General features: G+C 73.9%; 21 protein-coding genes. 7 read left to right on the forward strand and 14 right to left on the reverse strand.

Translation table 11 applies throughout. From position 1 onward, the window contains the following. Positions 1-2: 2 nt before the first annotated feature. Together E4623_RS18520 and E4623_RS18525 are read right to left on the reverse strand one after the other, a co-directional pair. The gene (locus E4623_RS18520; protein WP_134768029.1) at positions 3-248 is read right to left on the reverse strand and encodes a hypothetical protein; all 246 of its coding nucleotides are present in this window, start codon (positions 246-248) and stop codon (positions 3-5) included. A gap of 98 nt (positions 249-346) precedes the next feature. Further along, positions 347-1,192: a helix-turn-helix transcriptional regulator gene (locus E4623_RS18525; protein WP_134768030.1), complete on the reverse strand. Its 846-nt coding sequence runs from the start codon at positions 1,190-1,192 to the stop codon at positions 347-349. Positions 1,193-1,292: 100 nt separating this feature from the next. Here E4623_RS18525 and E4623_RS18530 point away from each other — a divergent pair, with 100 nt between their 5' ends. Both E4623_RS18530 and E4623_RS18535 read left to right on the forward strand, forming a co-directional pair. After that, complete coding sequence (locus E4623_RS18530; protein WP_134768031.1) at positions 1,293-2,078, forward strand: SDR family oxidoreductase; 786 nt, start codon at positions 1,293-1,295, stop codon at positions 2,076-2,078. A gap of 282 nt (positions 2,079-2,360) precedes the next feature. Next, positions 2,361-2,861, forward strand: a complete 501-nt coding sequence (locus E4623_RS18535) for a hemerythrin domain-containing protein (RefSeq protein ID WP_134768032.1) — start codon at positions 2,361-2,363, stop codon at positions 2,859-2,861. Between the two features lie 24 nt (positions 2,862-2,885). Here E4623_RS18535 and E4623_RS18540 read toward each other — a convergent pair whose 3' ends face one another. Then, positions 2,886-3,653 carry a class I SAM-dependent methyltransferase gene (locus E4623_RS18540; protein ID WP_134768033.1) on the reverse strand — a complete coding sequence of 256 codons (768 nt, stop codon included), beginning with the start codon at positions 3,651-3,653 and terminating at the stop codon, positions 2,886-2,888. Next, entirely contained in the window at positions 3,650-4,672 is a 1,023-nt protein-coding gene (locus E4623_RS18545; RefSeq protein WP_167736750.1) for a methylenetetrahydrofolate reductase, read from the reverse strand. The genes E4623_RS18540 and E4623_RS18545 overlap by 4 nt, the downstream gene beginning before the upstream one ends. 113 nt (positions 4,673-4,785) lie before the next feature. On the opposite strand from E4623_RS18545, the gene E4623_RS18550 reads away from it, so the two are divergent. Genes E4623_RS18550 through E4623_RS18560 form a run of 3 tightly spaced genes read left to right on the forward strand, consistent with a single transcriptional unit; the run spans position 4,786 to position 6,440 of the window. Next, positions 4,786-5,583, forward strand: a complete 798-nt coding sequence (locus tag E4623_RS18550; RefSeq protein ID WP_134768034.1) for an MBL fold metallo-hydrolase — start codon at positions 4,786-4,788, stop codon at positions 5,581-5,583. Between the two features lie 60 nt (positions 5,584-5,643). Then, the gene (locus E4623_RS18555) at positions 5,644-6,126 is read left to right on the forward strand and encodes a hypothetical protein (RefSeq protein WP_134768035.1); all 483 of its coding nucleotides are present in this window, start codon (positions 5,644-5,646) and stop codon (positions 6,124-6,126) included. Beyond that, positions 6,123-6,440, forward strand: coding sequence for a transcriptional regulator (locus E4623_RS18560; protein WP_134768036.1), 318 nt, complete (start codon positions 6,123-6,125; stop codon positions 6,438-6,440). Before E4623_RS18555 ends, E4623_RS18560 begins: the two co-directional genes overlap by 4 nt. Positions 6,441-6,534: 94 nt before the next feature. Here the strand turns inward: E4623_RS18560 and E4623_RS18565 are convergent, their stop codons facing one another. From E4623_RS18565 to E4623_RS18590, 7 genes are all read right to left on the reverse strand, one after another. Next, entirely contained in the window at positions 6,535-6,810 is a 276-nt protein-coding gene (locus tag E4623_RS18565; RefSeq protein ID WP_134768037.1) for a hypothetical protein, read from the reverse strand. 352 nt (positions 6,811-7,162) lie between these two features. Continuing rightward, the gene (locus tag E4623_RS18570) at positions 7,163-7,882 is read right to left on the reverse strand and encodes a hemolysin III family protein (RefSeq protein WP_134768038.1); all 720 of its coding nucleotides are present in this window, start codon (positions 7,880-7,882) and stop codon (positions 7,163-7,165) included. 33 nt (positions 7,883-7,915) lie between these two features. After that, positions 7,916-8,569: a response regulator transcription factor gene (locus tag E4623_RS18575; protein WP_134768039.1), complete on the reverse strand. Its 654-nt coding sequence runs from the start codon at positions 8,567-8,569 to the stop codon at positions 7,916-7,918. Between the two features lie 271 nt (positions 8,570-8,840). Then, on the reverse strand, positions 8,841-9,503 hold the full coding sequence (locus tag E4623_RS18580) for a helix-turn-helix transcriptional regulator (RefSeq protein WP_134768040.1): 663 nt from the start codon (positions 9,501-9,503) through the stop codon (positions 8,841-8,843). A 199-nt stretch (positions 9,504-9,702) separates the two neighbouring features. Then, positions 9,703-10,455, reverse strand: coding sequence for a GAF and ANTAR domain-containing protein (locus E4623_RS18585; protein ID WP_167736751.1), 753 nt, complete (start codon positions 10,453-10,455; stop codon positions 9,703-9,705). After that, positions 10,439-11,209 carry a hypothetical protein gene (locus tag E4623_RS22795; protein WP_167736752.1) on the reverse strand — a complete coding sequence of 257 codons (771 nt, stop codon included), beginning with the start codon at positions 11,207-11,209 and terminating at the stop codon, positions 10,439-10,441. Before E4623_RS22795 ends, E4623_RS18585 begins: the two co-directional genes overlap by 17 nt. 77 nt (positions 11,210-11,286) lie before the next feature. Then, a complete protein-coding gene (locus tag E4623_RS18590; RefSeq protein ID WP_134768042.1) occupies positions 11,287-11,958 on the reverse strand; it encodes a hypothetical protein in 672 nt (223 codons plus the stop codon). A gap of 539 nt (positions 11,959-12,497) precedes the next feature. On the opposite strand from E4623_RS18590, the gene E4623_RS18595 reads away from it, so the two are divergent. After that, entirely contained in the window at positions 12,498-13,223 is a 726-nt protein-coding gene (locus tag E4623_RS18595; RefSeq protein WP_134768043.1) for a DUF72 domain-containing protein, read from the forward strand. Between the two features lie 38 nt (positions 13,224-13,261). Here the strand turns inward: E4623_RS18595 and E4623_RS22800 are convergent, their stop codons facing one another. Next, a complete protein-coding gene (locus tag E4623_RS22800; protein WP_167736753.1) occupies positions 13,262-13,420 on the reverse strand; it encodes a hypothetical protein in 159 nt (52 codons plus the stop codon). A gap of 256 nt (positions 13,421-13,676) precedes the next feature. On the opposite strand from E4623_RS22800, the gene E4623_RS18600 reads away from it, so the two are divergent. Continuing rightward, positions 13,677-14,156, forward strand: coding sequence for a DUF4383 domain-containing protein (locus tag E4623_RS18600; protein ID WP_245155167.1), 480 nt, complete (start codon positions 13,677-13,679; stop codon positions 14,154-14,156). 209 nt (positions 14,157-14,365) lie between these two features. Here E4623_RS18600 and E4623_RS18605 read toward each other — a convergent pair whose 3' ends face one another. Together E4623_RS18605 and E4623_RS18610 are read right to left on the reverse strand one after the other, a co-directional pair. Continuing rightward, complete coding sequence (locus tag E4623_RS18605; protein ID WP_209020757.1) at positions 14,366-15,040, reverse strand: response regulator transcription factor; 675 nt, start codon at positions 15,038-15,040, stop codon at positions 14,366-14,368. After that, positions 15,037-15,786: a GAF and ANTAR domain-containing protein gene (locus E4623_RS18610; protein WP_134768044.1), complete on the reverse strand. Its 750-nt coding sequence runs from the start codon at positions 15,784-15,786 to the stop codon at positions 15,037-15,039. The genes E4623_RS18605 and E4623_RS18610 overlap by 4 nt, the downstream gene beginning before the upstream one ends. Positions 15,787-15,894 lie beyond the last annotated feature (108 nt).

The following is a 15,894-nucleotide window of genomic DNA, read 5'->3' on the forward strand; positions in this document are numbered from 1 at the left end:
GGCTAGCGGGAGCGGCGGTGGTCGAGGTAGGCCTGGGCCGACCGGACGACGAGGTCGATGTCCGGCAGGTCGCCCGGGATGAAGTAGTCCGCGACCTCGGCCGACTCCGAGGTGGGGTCGACCAGGTGCCACAGCGTCCACCCCGTGCCGTGCTCGGGGTGCGTGCCCCACGTGAGCACCGGACGACCCGACGGCAACGTCGGGGTGCCGCGGACCGCCGCGTAGCTGACCTCGATGTCGGTGGGCATGCCCACATCCTGCTCCCCCTGCCCGCGCCGACGACAGGGAGCGACCCTCCCCGGGTCGCACCGGCACCGTCCGACCCGGGCCGGTGTGGCAGCGGCGCCTACGCCCTCGCGCCGGTCGTGGCCTGCCACGAGGCCAGCAGCGGCAGGGCGCGCGCCGTCTCCGACCCGGGCTCGACGGTGTAGACCACGAGCCGCTGCTCGGGGTCGTGTGGCGTGGTCAGGGCCTCGATCGTGAACCGGAGCACGCCGAGCTGGGGGTGCGCGACCTGCTTCGGCACCGACGTGCGGTCGGTGACGCCGTGGTCGTCCCACCAGCGTGCGACGTCGGCGTCGCGGTCGCGGAGGTCGGCGACGAGCGCGGCCAGCCTCCGGTCCTGCGGATGACGACCGACCTCGTAGCGCAGCGCGCCGACCGCGGCCGCGGCGAAGTCGGACCAGTTCACGATCCGCTCGCGAGCCGTCGGGTCGAGGAAGAGCCACCGCACGAACGACGACCCGGGCGGCATCTCGTCCCCGAGGACGGCCGGCAGCAGCAGGTTGCGGGCGAGCACCTCACCGCGGCGGCCGAGAAGCAGGGCGGGGACGTGGTCGAGCGTGGTCATCAGGCGCAGCAGACCGGGGTCGGCGCGCTGCGGCACCTCCCACGGGGCCGAGCGTCGCCGGGAGGGGGCGGCGAGGTCGCGCAGGTGGGCCCGCTCGACGTCGTCGAGCTGCAGCGCGCGGGCCAGCGCGTCCAGGACGTCGTCGCTCAGCGTCTGCTGCCGGCCCTGCTCGATCCGGCTGTAGTGGTCCGCGCTGAGCCCGGCCAGCACGGCGAGCTCCTCCTTGCGCAGCCCCGGCACCCGGCGGGCGCCGGGGAACGCCGTGATCCCGGCCTGAGCCGGTGTCACCCGGTCGCGCCGGGAGCGGAGGAAGGCTCCGAGGGCGGAGCGGTCGGCGGGCACCACCCCAGCCTAGGAGCGGTCACGGCGTCGTGCCTGGTCGTGCCGTGACCAGGTACGGCTCGCCCTGGCCCCCGCCGTCACCGTCCGGTCGACTGGAGCCATGACCACCACCCAGCACGTCCACGACTCCTCCCTCTCCCTCGCCGGACGCCGCGCCGTCGTCACCGGCTCGACCAGCGGCATCGGAGCCGCCACCGTCCGCCTCCTCGCCGCCCGCGGCGCACACGTCGTCGTCACCGGTCGCGACGCCGCCCGCGGCGCCGCCGTCGTCGACGACGTACGGCGGGCAGGCGGGTCCGCCGCGTTCGTGGCGTCCGAGCTGACCGGCGCGCCGGACCACCTCCGGGAGACCGCGCGCGACTGGGCCCAGGCCCTCGGCGGTCCGGTCGACCTGCTCGTGCACAACGCCGCGCTCTGCCCGCCGGTCGACACATTCGCGCTGACCGACGCCGACCTCGAGGCGACGCTGGCGGTCAACGTGCGGGCCCCGCACGTCCTCACCGCCGCCCTGGCGCCCCCGATGATCGAGGCCGGCGGCGGCGCGATCGCGGTGATCGGATCCTGGATGGCCACCGTCGGTCACGCCTTCGTCGGCCTCTACTCCGCCACCAAGGCCGCCGAGGAGCAGCTGGCCCGCAGCTGGGCCGCCGAGCTGGGCCCGAGCGGGATCCGCGTCAACACCGTCTCCCCGGGCGCCACCCGCACCCCGATCAACGACGACAGCGACGCCGTCGTCGTGCAGATGACCGCGGGCACCCCGGCCGGCCGGCCCGGCACCCCGGACGACGTCGCCGCCGCGGTCGCGTGGGTGGTCTCCGACCAGGCGGCCTACGTGCACGGCGCGACGATCGCGGTCGACGGCGGGATCACGGCCACCCGGTCGTAGCTCGCTGGCCCGTGCTCCCTGGCCGTGCGCCCGTCGACGGGCTCGGGCCCGACCGCTCAGTCCGACCACGCGGTGCTGGTGACCAGCTCGTCGGCGTCGAGCACCGGGTCGGTGCGCGTCGGCTCGCCGGGCCGGCGTCTCCTGGGCCAGGTCCTCACCGCGATGTCGTTCGCGGGCTGCGGTCCGGGAGAGGTCGAGGTCAGTCCCCTCCGCGGGTGTGTCCACGCCCTCGACGAGCGGTCGATGATCGACAGGGCCCACCCCCTACCGAACGGACCACCGATGTCGACCGACGCGATCGTGCTGCTGAAGAACGACCACAAGGAGATCCTGTCCACCTTCAAGGCCTTCGAGAAGGCCGGCGACGCGGCCCACGTCGAGAAGGGCCGGCTGGTCACGAAGATCATCGAGCTCCTCACGGTGCACACCTACATCGAGAACGAGGTCATGTACCCCCGGGTGCGTGAGCTCCTCCCCGACCTCGAGGACGACATCCTGGAGTCCTACGAGGAGCACCACGTCGCGGACGTGCTCGTGACGGAGCTCGTCGCGATGAAGCCCGACGCCGAGCGCTTCACCGCCAAGACCACCGTGCTCATCGAGAACGTCCGCCACCACATCGAGGAGGAGGAGCAGGAGTGGTTCCCCCAGGTGCGCGAGGGCCTGGGCCGCAAGCAGCTGCAGGAGCTCGGCGCGGAGATGCTCGCAGCCAAGGAGAAGGCACCACGCACGCCGGCCGCGCCGAGCGCGTTGAAGAAGACGATCGACGCCGTCGTCCGGTAGTCCTCCCGGCCCCGGGGGCTGGCGTCAGGGCCGCCCCGGCCTGCGGCCGACGACGAGCCGCCCGGCCACGAGACCGTCGGCGATGAGTCCACCGATCTGCGCGGACTGACGCCGGGCGGTGTCGAAGCCGGCCTCGCCGCGGTGGTCGCGCTCGATGACGTCCTCCACCTCGGCCACGGCCCGGTCCCAGCTGTCGGGAGCCGTCGGCAGGTCGCCCGCCCAGGCGCGGGCGACGACGTCCAGCCCGGCCCGCCGCACCTCGGTCTCGAGCTCGACCGCGTCGGGGAAGGAGTTCCCGTCGGGTTGCTCGGGCAGCCGGTCGACGGTGCGGACGAAGACGAGCAGCCCCACGGCTCCGCCGGGCTCGACCACGCGGGCCAGCTCGGCCAGGTGCCGGACCTTGTCCTCGACGGTGCACAGCACCCCGAGCGACCACGCGGTCTCGAACGACGCGTCCGGGAACGGCAGTGCCGCCCCGTCGGCCACGACGACCCGGTGGCCGAACAGCCGCGCCGCGGCCCGGCAGGCGCCGGGCATCGGCTCGGCCAGGGTCGGCCGGACGCCGAGCCGTTCGGCGACGTACTGCGCGGGGCCGCCGACGCCGGCGCCGCTGTCGACCAGTCGCGCACCGCGCCCGAGGCCCATCCGGTCCGCCAACCAGTCGAGCACCGCGGGGCTCCCGCTGCCCCGGCAGGCCGCGGGCAGCGCGTGCGCGTCGCCGAGCTCGTCGACGGCGTCCGCGGTCCACGTCGCGTAGGTGTCGAACTCCTCGACCATCGAGTCGTCGCTCATGTCGCCTCCCTGATGCGGTGACCGATCTCGGCCTTGATCTCGGCGCCGTGCATCTCGCCGAGCGAGGTGCCACGGCCGGACAGGTTGACCCCGACCACGCCGTCGATCGCCAGCAGCGCGACGGCCTCGTCGACGGCCGCCTCGATCCCGGCGGCCCGGACGTCGGACGCGGCCAGGACGGCGGCGATGCGCTCGTCGTCGATGCTCAGCCCGGGGAAGTTCTGCAACCCGCGCGCCGACGACTCGTCGGTGTAGACGGCCACCGCGGCGATCACCGGTATCTCCAGGCCCGCGTCGCGGGCGGAGGCGACGAACGCCGCCGCCGTGGCCGGGCGCCCGACGTGGTTCAGGATCGCCACGTGGGCACCCGCGCGCTGCTTCTCGACGAGCCGTGGCGCGCGGACCGACCGCGGGAACGCCTCGGGTGACTCCGGGACGGCGACCACGTGCCCGAAGCTCGCGGCGAGCGCCGCGAGCCGGGTGCCGTCGAGGTCGAAGACCTGGGTGACGTCGGGTCGCACGCCCGGAGCCCGCCCGTCGCCGGTGACGCACAGGACGCCGTCCACCCCGGCCAGGGCCAGGCCGGCCAGCTCCTGCTCGAGCACCACGCGGTTGCGGTCGCGGCAGGCCAGCGTCACCCACGGGACTCCCCCGGCGTCGCGGACCAGCCGGGTCATGACCGCGGGCGGGAAGTCCGGACGGTGCTGGTGCTCACCGACCAGGAACGCGTCGCACGAGCCGGCCAGCACCCGCGTCATCGCCGCCACCGCGTCGGCGTCGTACGGCGGGAGCGTCAGGTCCGTGAGGATCGCCCGGCCACCCGCCCACGCGGCGCCGAGCTCGGAGACCGGGCGCGTCGTCCCTCCCGGCCGACCCGACGGCGGGTCGATCCACGGCACCGCCCCGGTGCGCTCGGCGAACGGGCACGGCTGGGTCCACATCTCGCAGCTCGCGTCGTCCCGCACCCCACCGCACGGCCCGAAGGTCATGTGCTTGGGACAGGCGCCGACGTCCGACATGCCCCGACGCTAGCCCCCGGCAGCCGAGCCGGGTCATCCGCCGGCCGGGCCCGTCCCGCCGATCCCGACGGACCAGTCGTGATCAACGGCGCCCGCGACGGGTACCGGTCGTCATGGACGACCACATCGAGGCGTCGCTGGAGTTCATCGGCACGGCGACGACCATCCTGCGACTCGGGCCCTTCACCGTGCTCACCGACCCGAACTTCCTGCACCGCGGCCAGCGCGCGTACCTCGGCAAGGGACTGTGGTCGCGCCGCCGCACCGAGCCGCACGTCCAGCCGGACGAGCTCCCAGCCCTCGACCTCGTCCTCCTCTCCCACCTGCACGGCGACCACTTCGACCGCGTCGCGCGCCGTTCGCTCGACCGGACGGTCCCGGTCCTCACCACGGTGCGGGCCGCCAGGACCCTGCGCCGCTGGGGGTTCCGCGAGTCCCGTGGACTGCAGACCTGGCAGCGCGACGAGGTCTCGTCGGACGAGTGGACCCTGCGCGTCACGTCCGCACCCGGGACGCACGCCCCGGGTCCGGTGCGTCACCTGCTCCCCACCGTCATGGGCAGCGTGCTCGAGCTCTACCGCTCCGGCGCCCTGGTGCGGCGCGTGTACGTCACCGGCGACACCCTGTTCCGGCCGTGGTTGCGGGACGTCGTGGAGCGGACCGGACCGCTCGACACCGCGGTCGCGCACCTGGGCGGGACCCGGATCCTGGGGCTGACGGTCACCATGGACGCCGGGCAGGGGGCCGACCTCGTCGAGCTGCTCCGTCCGCGCGAGACGGTGCCGGTCCACTTCGACGACTACCCCGTGTTCCGCTCGCCGCTGCAGGACTTCGTCGACACCTGGGCCGACCGGGGCCTGCCGGGAACGCTGCGCACCGTCACCATCGGCGAGCGCATCGACCTCGCCTGACCTTGACTTTCCAGCACGGAAACTCAAGACTGGACTTTCCACTACGGAAAGTGAGCGGCCATGGACCAGCACCGCGACCTCGACGACGCGCGATCGGCACTCGCCACCGTCGACCTCGGCCGGCGTCGGGTGATCGACGAGGTCGACGTACCCCCCTGGTACTGGGCCGGGCTGGCCACCGGCTGGGTGGCGCTCGGGGTGCTCGCCGACACCGACCGTCCGGTCGCCACCGCGATCGCCACCTTCCTCTTCGCCACCGCCCATGCCGCCGTCGCACCCGGGGTCATCACCGGCCGCCGGCCCAGCCGACGACTCCGGGTCCGCGCCGGCACCGTCACACCCCACCTGCCTGCGCTGATCGTCGGCTCCCTGGTGGTGCTCACCGCCGCGACCGTCGCGGGCTCGCTGGTCCTCGAGGCCGACGGGGCGCAGCACCCGGTGACGATCGCGAGCGTCGCCGTCGCCCTGGTCATCGTCCTCGGCGGGCCCCGGCTGCTCGCCGCCGTACGTCGTCGGGCCGGCCGCCGACCCGCGCTGCCGTGACGACCGCCCGGTTCGACGAGACGATCCACCCCAGCACCCGCCTGGCCATCGTCTCGCTGCTCGCCGCCAGTGACTGGATCGAGTTCGGCTTCATCCGGGACGAGCTGCAGATGTCCGACTCCGCCCTGTCCAAGCAGCTCGGCACCCTCGAGGAGGCCGGCTACCTGGCTCTCGAACGGGTCACCCACCAGCGCCGGCGCCGGGTCCGGGCGCGCCTGACCCGCGACGGCCGCGCGGCGTTCGACGGACATGTCGCCGCGCTGCGCGAGATGCTCGACCTGGCACCAGCCCCCGCACCGACGACCCGGCGGTGAGACCCCGGCACGACGTGCCCGGACGCCGAGCTGCCCCAGCCGCTGGGGAGCGGCTGGGGCAGGTCACCGGTCCGGATCGGACCGGACGGTGCGATCAGCGGCGGTCGGTGTCGCTGCCGTCGTCGAAGAAGTCACGGCTCCCCGACTTGGCCAGGCCGCGGCTGATCATGTAGCCGATGGCCAGCAGGGTCACGAGGAACCATGCCTCCTTCGGGCCGAAGTCGGAGGCGCCGTCGGACATCGCCGAGGCGACGAGCACGCCGACGACGGCGAGCGCGAAGACGATGAGCTCGGTGGTCTTGAAGGATGCCTTGGTCTCGCTGCTGATGCGGCGGGTGTGGTCGTGGTTGATCGTGTTGGTGTTCGACATGGTGTCTCCTTGGTTGCGTCCCCATCGGGATGAGCCCGTGGTGGTCGTGCGACGTCACATCGGTGTGGACGTTCCCCTGCCGGTGCCCAGGCGGCGGGTGCCGTTGACCCGCCTCAACAGGTGAACGGGGCGCCGCGGGGGTGTGGTGCGACACACGGCGCGTGCATGTCGACCCGCGCATGGGGGAACCGATCGGGGTCAGGAAGGACCTGGGCCACCACGGACTCGTCCCCGCTGACGGGTCCTCGCACCCGCCTTCACCCGCAGCTGGGCAAGGCTCGTGCGAGGACCGCAGGCACCGGTCCGCCGAGGAGGCCCCGGGCGGGGGCTCCGCCCAGGACGGCCCGGCGGGTCATGCCTGGTACGTGAGGATGGAGATCGCGACGTACTGGCAGGTCCAGGCGCAGATCGTGAGGGCGTGGAACACCTCGTGGAACCCGAACCGGGTGGGGCTGGGGTCGGGCCACCTGGTCGCGTAGATCACGCCTCCGACCGTGTACAGGACGCCGCCGACGACGGTGAGGAGCCCGGCAGCCGGGCTGGCGGCGACCAGGTCTCCCACGAAGGGTGCGATCGACCAGCCGAGCGCGACGTAGAGGCCGGTGCAGAGGGCGCGCGGAGCGGTGAGCCAGAGCACGCGGAAGGCGATGCCGAGCGCGGCGGCCACCCAGGCGCCGACCAGGAACACCTGCTGCCTCGGGCCGTCGAGGGCCAGCGTGGCGATGGGGGTGTAGGTGCCGGCGATGACGAGGTAGATGGAGCCGTGGTCCAGACGCTGCAGGATCGCCTGCCCGCGGGCGTTCCACGTGCCGACGTTGTAGACCGCGCTCACGGCGAACACGATGACGCCGGCGGTGGCGTAGGCGACGGCGGCCCACCGCGAGGACGACGTGGGCGCCAGGCAGACCAGGACGATCCCCGCCGCCAGCACCACCGGACTGGCCCCGGCGTGCAACCACCCCCGGAACTGCGGCTTGAGGGCCAGGCGGAGGACGGCGGCGGGCGCAACCGGTCCTGGCAGCCGCTGCCTCGTCAGGCTGTGGCGCGGGGCGAGCGACACGTCGTCCGCCATGTCAGCGAGGGCGACGCGCGGGCCGGGTGCCGGTCACGTCCGAGCACCCTGGCGAGGAGCCATGACCTGGCGGTACGCGCCCCGCAGCCGATCGCTCTCGGTGGCCGGGCCGGGGCGGGCGACGAGCCCGTTGCGCACGCACCACAGCAGGGCGTTGCTGCGGTTGCGGGCGCCGATGCGCCGGTACGCGGACCGGATGTAGGTCTTGACGGTGTTCACGCCGAGGTAGAGCTCGCTCGCGATGGCGTTGTTGCTGAGACCACGGGTCATCGCCAGGAGGATCTCGAACTCCCGCGGCGACAGCGCCGAGACCAGCGCCTGCTCGCCACGCGGTGCGCGAGCCGCAGCAGCCTGCTGCGCGCCGGTGAGCACGGCGGCGGACAGGTCGGCGGCGGCACAGCCGAGGTCGACGTAGCTGCCGACGCCGTCCACGGCCCCCCTGGTCGCGTGCTGGGAGTCCGTCAGACCGATCACGGCGACCGTCGGTGGTGCCAGGACCGGCAGGTCCAGCGCGTCGAAGCCCGTGGCACCGAGATGGACGAGCGCGACCTGCGGCCGGTGCCGCAGCTCGGCGGGTCCACCGACGCGCACGTCGATGCCCGGCACGTCCCCGAGCATCGAGGCCACCCCGGCGCTGACGATGCTGCGGGGGCTGACGACGAGCAGCGAGACCGCACGGGGCGTCACGACTTCACCGAGCGGGACCGGCAGCCCACGGGCCGCTGCCGTGCCCGGCCGTGACGGCCGGCTCGTGCCGCGGACCGGAGCGACGTCGTGTGCGTGGTGGTGGTGCCCGAGGGGTTGTCCGGGGGCGGGTCGTCCGGGTCGGCCGCGCCCGGGTTGGGCGGAGGCGAGGACGGGGGTTCCCCGGGGCTCTCCGAACCAGACCGGGACCCCGCTGACCGGGGCCGTCCGGCAGCGGTCGGGGGGACAGCGGGGAACCTCGCCCGCACGGTGGTCATGTCGACCTCGGGCGGCGCGCGTCGCGCTGACCCTGGTCGTAGGCCTGGACGCCGCCCTCGAACCACGCTCGCACGGCCAGCCCCCGGATCGAGTCGGCCGCGTCGGCGCCGGCCGCGATCGCGGCAACCGCCTGGTGGACCAGGAACAGGAGGACGGGGTCGTCGTGGGTCGGCCACGGGGTCTCGGCCGGACGGGCGTCACGAGGGTTCGCCCAGGTCCGCTCGGCCAGGTCCTGCTCGAGGGCCCTGGCCAGGGCCGCCGTGGTGAGCAGCGGCGGGATCGCCGACGGCCGCGGGGACCCGTCGTCGCGGCGGGCACCCGCACGACGCACCCGGACCGCGGGCGACGGGACCGGGGACTCGCCGCGAACGCTGTGACCCCACACGATCGCCTCGGCACGGGTGGTGACGCCGATCTTGCGGTAGCCCCGGCTGACGTGCCGCTTGACCGTGGCCTGGGAGAGCCCGAGCCTGGCGGCGATCTCGTGGTTGGCGAACCCGAGCGCGACCAGGTCGAGGACGACGCGTTCCCGGGGCAGCAGTGCCGGCCTGCCGCAGGACGGATCGGGTCCGGTCTCACCGCCTTCGTGCAGCGACTCGACCGCGGCGGGACGGTCGTCGCGGGGGGACGACAGGAAATCAGCACTTCCGACCAACATCGGAAACCTCCCGGGTGAGGCGAGCTGACCCGCTCGCCGCCGTGAGGCAGGGGCGACGAGGGCTCAGAACGCACGGTTGCGCCTCGGGGGCGCACCACCAGGTCCGGGATGGCGTCATGACTATGACGTGCTCAACCTACGGCGAACACGCCGCCACCACAACGGTCACCAACCCCACCCTCCGGCGTCCGACGCCATTTCATTCGAACAGGTGACGCTCGGCTCCGGGCCCGACGGACTCCGGAGCGACGACCGGGATCGCGTCGTCGCCCGCGGCACCCGGGATCGAGGCGATGACGTGCCGTGCCATCTCGTGGACCTTGACGTTGTGACGCTGGGACTGGGTCCTCAGCAGGGCGAAGGCGGTCGCCGCCGTCACCTGGGCGCGCTCCATCAGGATCCCCAGGGCGAGGTCGATCACCCGGCGGTTCACCATCAGTGCCGTCATGTCGTCGAGGACGGCCGCGTGCCTGGCGAGGTCCATCGCGATCGGGACGGCGCGGGCCAGCTCGCGCGCCACGAGGGCCGCGGTCGCGCGCTGGACGTCGCCGAACCCGCCGGTCCGTGAGGCGTACGCCTCGAGCACGGCCACGGGCCGCTGACCGGCCAGCACCGGCACCGCGATGCACGACGCCGCGCCGTGCTCGGCCGCCACCACCCCGTACCCGCCCCATCGGCGCTCGGCGGCGAGATCGGGCACGTGCAGCGTGCGCCCCTCCTCCAGGGCGGTGAAGGTCGGTCCCACACCGATCGAGGCCTGGATCCGATCGATCGTCGCCGCCAGCGCGGTGCTGGTGCCGATCGCCCGGCGCCCGGTGTGGTCGACACCGCTCACCGCCACCCCGGCCACGTCGCCGAGCCGTGCGTGGATGCTCACCGCGCTGGAGGTGACGTACTCGGCCAGGAGTGTCCGGACGTCGGCGGCGGGCACCGGATCAGGAGGCTGAGTCATCGGATCGCCGCTCGTCCGTCGTGTGCGAGTCCAGCGGTGCCGGGCGCTCGAGGGCGGGGCCGGCCGCGCCGGTCGTCCCGCCGGCTCGGAGGTGGTGGGCCGGGTCGCTGGCCGGTCGTGCACCGGCGTCGAGCCACGCGCGCAGCGCCTCGGGGTGGCGTCGCTCGAGCTCATCGAGGTACGCCTCGCGCAGGAGGGCCACCTCGAGTCGCTCGGAGGTGGTCCGGGCGAGCTTCAGGACGCTGAAGCTCAGGCACCAACCGCGGCAGAGGTCGGCGTCGTCGAGGGCCTCAAGACCTGGGTGGGGGCGTGCCCCTGCCACCTCGTCGTCGGTGGCGACCTCGTCGCTCGCCCTCCCGATCGTCTCCTCGCCCGGCTCGCGGGTCCTGCCGGTGACGAGGTCGAGCCGGCGCCGGCACGCCCGGCACCACCACGGCGACGTCAGGGCCGCCAGGAGGCACAGCGGGACCACGAGGAGCCCGGTGACGCTCGCAGCCGCCGCGAGCGCACCCACGGACACGGCCACCTTGGCCGCGTCGGCGAGCTGGGTGCGGAACCGAGGTGCCGTCCAGGGGTGGGGGCTGGCGGCGCGGGAGTCCGTCGTCAGACCGAGGTTCCACGCCAGGACCGTGAGCAGGGTCAGCAGCGACAGGGCCACAGGGAGCACGGGCCCGGCGACGAGCAGGCCGACGGCGCCCAGGACCGCGGCGACAGCACCCCAGCCCCAGGTCCAGCACGTCGCGTAGCGCCTCATGTCCCGTGCCCGGCATCGGTCCGGACGGGGCCGGCCGCGTGTCCCGGCGCGTGCCCGTGCAGGCTGCTCACGGCACGTCAGCGCCCGAGGCCGGTCTTGTCGACCGTGCGGTGGAAGCGCATGCCGGCGAGGCCGCCGAGGAGCGCGCCGACCAGGCTGGCCGCTGCGACCGCGGCAATGGCGACGGTCCCGGCGACACCGAGGTCCCCCTCGTTGACCGGCAGGCGGGGGAAGCTGTTGAGCTTCGACAGCACGTCGTACTCATCGCCCGCCACGGCCGCCAGGACGGCGACGGCGACGGCGATCAGCACGGCCCAGAGCCACACGGCGAGGCCCTGCTTGAGGCCGTCGAAGCGGGCCATCCGGCCGGCGACGTACCCGCCGCACAGGTAGGCCACGAAGACGATGACGAGCAGGGCGATCGCCCCGGCGAGCCCGATGGTCTCGACCTGGCCCGACTGGCCGGTGGCCTGGTCGAGCGTCTGGTCGACGTCGTCGACGGCGGCCAGGCCGACCGCGGTGCCGGCAGCGACGAGGATCGCGGTCAGCAGGACCGCCATCCCGGTGGCGGCGAGCCAGCCGAAGAACGCGGAGCCGACCTTGATCCCGCCGTGCTCCTCCTTCTCGCGGTCGACGACGGCCTGGCGGCGCTCGAGCGGCGCCGCGCCGCCCCGCCGGTGGTCGCGGTGCCCGGCGTCGCCGTCGCCCGCGGCGTGGTCGTCGCGATCGGTTCCACTGCTGTTCGTCATGGAGTGGTCCTCTCTCCTGGTCCGCTCTCGGCGGTCCGAGTGGTGGTCCGGACGCCGGGCGACCGGCGGCAGGGTGGACGACCCCAGGTGCGGGCGGATCGTCGGGTCGGGCGGACGCGCGCCGACGGCCGGACCGGTCGACCACCGGTCTGGCGATCGGTCCGCACCGGGGCGGTGCAGTGCACGACGCCACCGGGGACCGGGGTGACACCACGAGAAGTGGCCTGGGAGCGACGCTAGGGAACCGGCGTCCGTGGTGCACCCTCCCTGCGGGTGTCGCTCGTGCCGCCCGGTGCCGCCGGCTGCGGCACGGTGCGTTCCTCCGGCGGCGCGGCACGACCCGTCCACCGGTGGCGGCCGGACTACCCCGCGGGGTGACTGCCACCCGGTGTCCGGTGCGGACGGCCTGTTTCCGCCGGCACCGGGTACCGGTGCTGCAGCCGCCAGATCACCACGCCCGCGTGGGAGCCTCCATCGCGACAGGGTGCCTGGCGGTCCTACGGACGACCCGTCCGCAGGCGCCGGTGCATGCTGTCCTCATGGCGTGGGTCGGGACGTCCGGATGGAGCTATCCCCACTGGGACGGCGTCCTCTACCCGCCCGGGACCACCCCGGCGAGGCGACTCGACCTCTACACGCAGGAGTTCGACACCGTCGAGCTCAACGCCAGCCACTACCGGTGGCCGCGGGACGCGTCGTTCGCGAGCTGGCGCCGCCGGCTTCCCTCCGGCTTCCGGATGTCGGTCAAGGCACCCCGGGGACTGACGCACGCCAAGAGGCTTCTCGAGCCCGAGGCCTGGGTGGAGCGCATCGCTGCGTCGTGGCACGAGCTCCGCGACCGTCGCGCCGCGCTGCTGGTGCAGCTGCCGCCGACCTTCGAGCGCGACGACGCCCGTCTGGAGTGGTTCCTCGACCGCCTGCCGTGGTGGGTGCCGGTCGCCGTCGAGCTGCGGCACCCCAGCTGGGTCGACGACGGGGTGTTCGAGCTCCTGGAACGGCACCGAGCCTCGTACTGCGTGATGAGCGGAGCCGGGCTGCCGTGCGTGCTGCGCTCGACCGCGCCGTTCGTCTACGTCCGCCTGCACGGGCCCTCGGACGACTGGCTCTACGCAGGCTCCTACTCCGACGACGACCTGTCCTGGTGGGCCGACCGGGTCCGGGAGTGGGAGGCCGCGGGACGCGCGGTCTACGTCTACTTCAACAACGACGGGGACGGCAACGCGGTCCGCGACGCCCGGCGGTTGAAGGGGCTGCTGAGCGTCTGACGGCGCCCGCACCACGAGAACCCGTGCGCCCGAGCGGGCTAGCCGAGCAGGGTGATCACCAGGAAGATCGCCGCGATCGTGACGAAGAGGCCGAGGACGGCGAGCAGGGGCAGCACCTTCGGCCGGGGCCCGGGCGCGTTGAGGGGCTGGTCGGGAGTGGGGAGCTCGCGGTCGTCCATGTCCGCCGGTGCCCGCACGCGGCGGCCTCATGCGGCCCGACGGGGTTCCGATCACGACCCGGGCCTCCGCGCCCCGCCGGAGCCTGCATGGCCCGGGTGGTGACGGGTACCGGACGCCATGACGACCCAACCCCCCCGAGCCGGAGCCCGACACCCCCACCGACGACGAGAAGGTCGACGAGGTCGGGGAGGAGTCGTTCCCGGCCAGCGACCCGCCGTCGACCTGGTCGGGTGGCACGTCGGGCGGGACCCACCCCGCGCGGGTCGGCCAGCCGTGACGCTGCTGGGGCACACCACCGACGACCCCTACGACGGTCGCGACCGGGTCGTGCGGTGGATCGCGACCGCCGTCGGCGTCGTCTTCCTCGTCGTCGGCGTGCTCGGCTTCGTGCCCGGCGTGACCACCGACCAGGACACGCTGGCCTTCGCCGGCCACCACAGCGAGGCCGAGCTGCTCGGGATCTTCCAGGTCTCCGGGCTGCACAACCTGCTGCACATCGCCTTCGGTCTCGCCGGGGTCGTGCTGGGACGTCGAGCCGGCAGCGCGGTGGCGTACCTGCTCGCCGGCGGAGCGGCCTACCTCGGGCTGTGGGTCTACGGGCTCGTGGTGGACCACGACAGCGCCGCGAACGTCGTCCCGGTCAACAGCGCCGACAACTACCTGCACCTCGCGCTCGGCCTCGGCATGATCGCGCTGGGCCTGCTCGGGCAACGGATCTGGCGCGGCACCGTCGCCAACCGGACCGCCCAGTAGCCACCGACACCGGTTGCCCCGGACTCCGGTGGTCGACCTGGGATCGCTCCAGGCCAGGGTCGGCGGGGCGCCGTGGGGTCTCGACTCGGCTCGCTGACGCTCGCCGGCTCGACCAGCGGTGGGCGGGGCGCCGCGGGGTCTCGACTCGGCTCGCTGACGCTCGCCGGCTCGACCAGCGGTGGGCGGGGCGCCGCGGCTCCGCCCGAGCGTCACGCAGGGTCGTCGCCGGTCCACCTGATGTCGCGGTCGTCGCGCGCGCTGTGGACGCCGTCGGGCCCGAGGCCGTGTCCGAGCGCCCAGAGGATGGCGTTCGGACGGGTCGTGACGCCGATCTTGCGGTACGAGGTGCGGATGTAGGTCTTCACGGTGTTGATCCCGAGGTACAGGTGCTTGGCGATGTCCTCGTTGGACCGACCGGACGCGATCGCGGTGAGCACCTCGGTCTCCCGCGGCGACAACCCGTGGGCCTCCGGCGGTGAGGCGAGCGCGCGGGTGGTGCGGCTCAGCAGGGAGACCCGCAGCGCCTCGGCCACGGCCGCGACGAGCTCGGAGTCGGTCGCCGAGACCGTCACGAAGGTGTGCACGGGTCGGTCCCACCGCCCGAACCCCTCCGGGGCGCGACGAGACGTCAGCACGACGACGGGTGCCAGCTCCTCCACGGTCACGTCCTCGAGGCCCTCGGCGCTGGCCTCGGTGGTGCCCGTCGCGTCGACGATGACCAGGTCGGCCAGCCAGGTGGGGTCCGTGGCCCACGTGTAGTGGACCGGCATCGGGAGCCCGGCCAGCATGCCCCGCACCCCGTGCCGGACGAGGTCGCGCGAGGTCAGGACGGCGATCCGCAGGCCGTTCGGCGACGGTCGCTCGCGAGGTCGGAGGTCGCTCATCGCAGGACGCCCTCACCGAGGGTGGCGTCGAGACCTTCGAGCCGGCCGGTGTCGACGAGCTCCGCGGCCAGGTCGCGCATCTTGCGCTCCTCGGTCGAGGAGATCCGCGACAGCACCGCGAACGCGACGTCGGGTCGGAGGTCGAAGCGTTCCATGATGATCCCGATCGCCTGGCCGATGACGGTGCGCGAGCCGAGGGCGGACTCGAGGTTCGTGATCTTCATCGACGCCGCGACGGCGACGGCGACGTGCGCGGCGATCGCCAGGCCGTCGGCCCGGTCGTCGAGGTGGAAGCCGTCCCTGGTCCGCGAGTACAGGTTCAGCGCCCCCACCGTGTCGTGGTGGGTGAAGAGCTGGAACGACAGGACGCTCTGCGCGCCCGTCTCGGCGGTCACCCGGGGCCCCCAGACCGGCCATCGCCGGTCGTAGCCCAGGCTCGGGCTGTAGACGGTGTGCTGCTGCCGGATCGCGTCCAGGCAGGGCCCCTCGCCGAGCTCGAGCTGCAAGCGGTCCCCGACGGCGACCCACTCCTCGGTGAACGCGGGCGTCTCGACCTCGTGGGGACGGGCCATCGTGACACCCGCGGCGTCGCAGCCGTCGACGTTGCTGACCGCGAGGCGCACCGCCAGGTCCAGGGTCGACTGCGGACCACGCTGCTCCTGCAGGTCGCGCGCCGCCGCCGCCATCCGTTCGGGGAGCGGAGACGGGTCGCCGGTCGGCGAGGCATGAGGGGGTCGAGCAGGCACCGGACGTTCCTAGTCGTCGTGCACGCAGCGGCGGGGGTTGCACCGCAACGACAAGCGTCACCAACCATCCTAGGCCAGACCCACACCCGGCGGGGTGGGCACGTGCGC

Source organism: Nocardioides sp. 1609, from assembly GCF_004522105.1.
Taxonomy (GTDB): domain Bacteria; phylum Actinomycetota; class Actinomycetes; order Propionibacteriales; family Nocardioidaceae; genus Nocardioides.

What these genes read in the sequence shown, in the direction of transcription:
- E4623_RS18520 (WP_134768029.1), bottom strand. Translation starts at nt 248, where the DNA reads ATGCCCACCGACATCGAGGTCAGCTACGCGGCGGTCCGCGGCACCCCG.
- E4623_RS18530 (WP_134768031.1), top strand. Translation starts at nt 1,293, where the DNA reads ATGACCACCACCCAGCACGTCCACGACTCCTCCCTCTCCCTCGCCGGA.
- E4623_RS18535 (WP_134768032.1), top strand. Translation starts at nt 2,361, where the DNA reads ATGTCGACCGACGCGATCGTGCTGCTGAAGAACGACCACAAGGAGATC.
- E4623_RS18540 (WP_134768033.1), bottom strand. Translation starts at nt 3,653, where the DNA reads ATGAGCGACGACTCGATGGTCGAGGAGTTCGACACCTACGCGACGTGG.
- E4623_RS18545 (WP_167736750.1), bottom strand. Translation starts at nt 4,672, where the DNA reads ATGTCGGACGTCGGCGCCTGTCCCAAGCACATGACCTTCGGGCCGTGC.
- E4623_RS18550 (WP_134768034.1), top strand. Translation starts at nt 4,786, where the DNA reads ATGGACGACCACATCGAGGCGTCGCTGGAGTTCATCGGCACGGCGACG.
- E4623_RS18555 (WP_134768035.1), top strand. Translation starts at nt 5,644, where the DNA reads ATGGACCAGCACCGCGACCTCGACGACGCGCGATCGGCACTCGCCACC.
- E4623_RS18565 (WP_134768037.1), bottom strand. Translation starts at nt 6,810, where the DNA reads ATGTCGAACACCAACACGATCAACCACGACCACACCCGCCGCATCAGC.
- E4623_RS18570 (WP_134768038.1), bottom strand. Translation starts at nt 7,882, where the DNA reads ATGGCGGACGACGTGTCGCTCGCCCCGCGCCACAGCCTGACGAGGCAG.
- E4623_RS18580 (WP_134768040.1), bottom strand. Translation starts at nt 9,503, where the DNA reads ATGTTGGTCGGAAGTGCTGATTTCCTGTCGTCCCCCCGCGACGACCGT.
- E4623_RS18585 (WP_167736751.1), bottom strand. Translation starts at nt 10,455, where the DNA reads ATGACTCAGCCTCCTGATCCGGTGCCCGCCGCCGACGTCCGGACACTC.
- E4623_RS22795 (WP_167736752.1), bottom strand. Translation starts at nt 11,209, where the DNA reads ATGAGGCGCTACGCGACGTGCTGGACCTGGGGCTGGGGTGCTGTCGCC.
- E4623_RS18590 (WP_134768042.1), bottom strand. Translation starts at nt 11,958, where the DNA reads ATGACGAACAGCAGTGGAACCGATCGCGACGACCACGCCGCGGGCGAC.
- E4623_RS18595 (WP_134768043.1), top strand. Translation starts at nt 12,498, where the DNA reads ATGGCGTGGGTCGGGACGTCCGGATGGAGCTATCCCCACTGGGACGGC.
- E4623_RS18605 (WP_209020757.1), bottom strand. Translation starts at nt 15,040, where the DNA reads ATGAGCGACCTCCGACCTCGCGAGCGACCGTCGCCGAACGGCCTGCGG.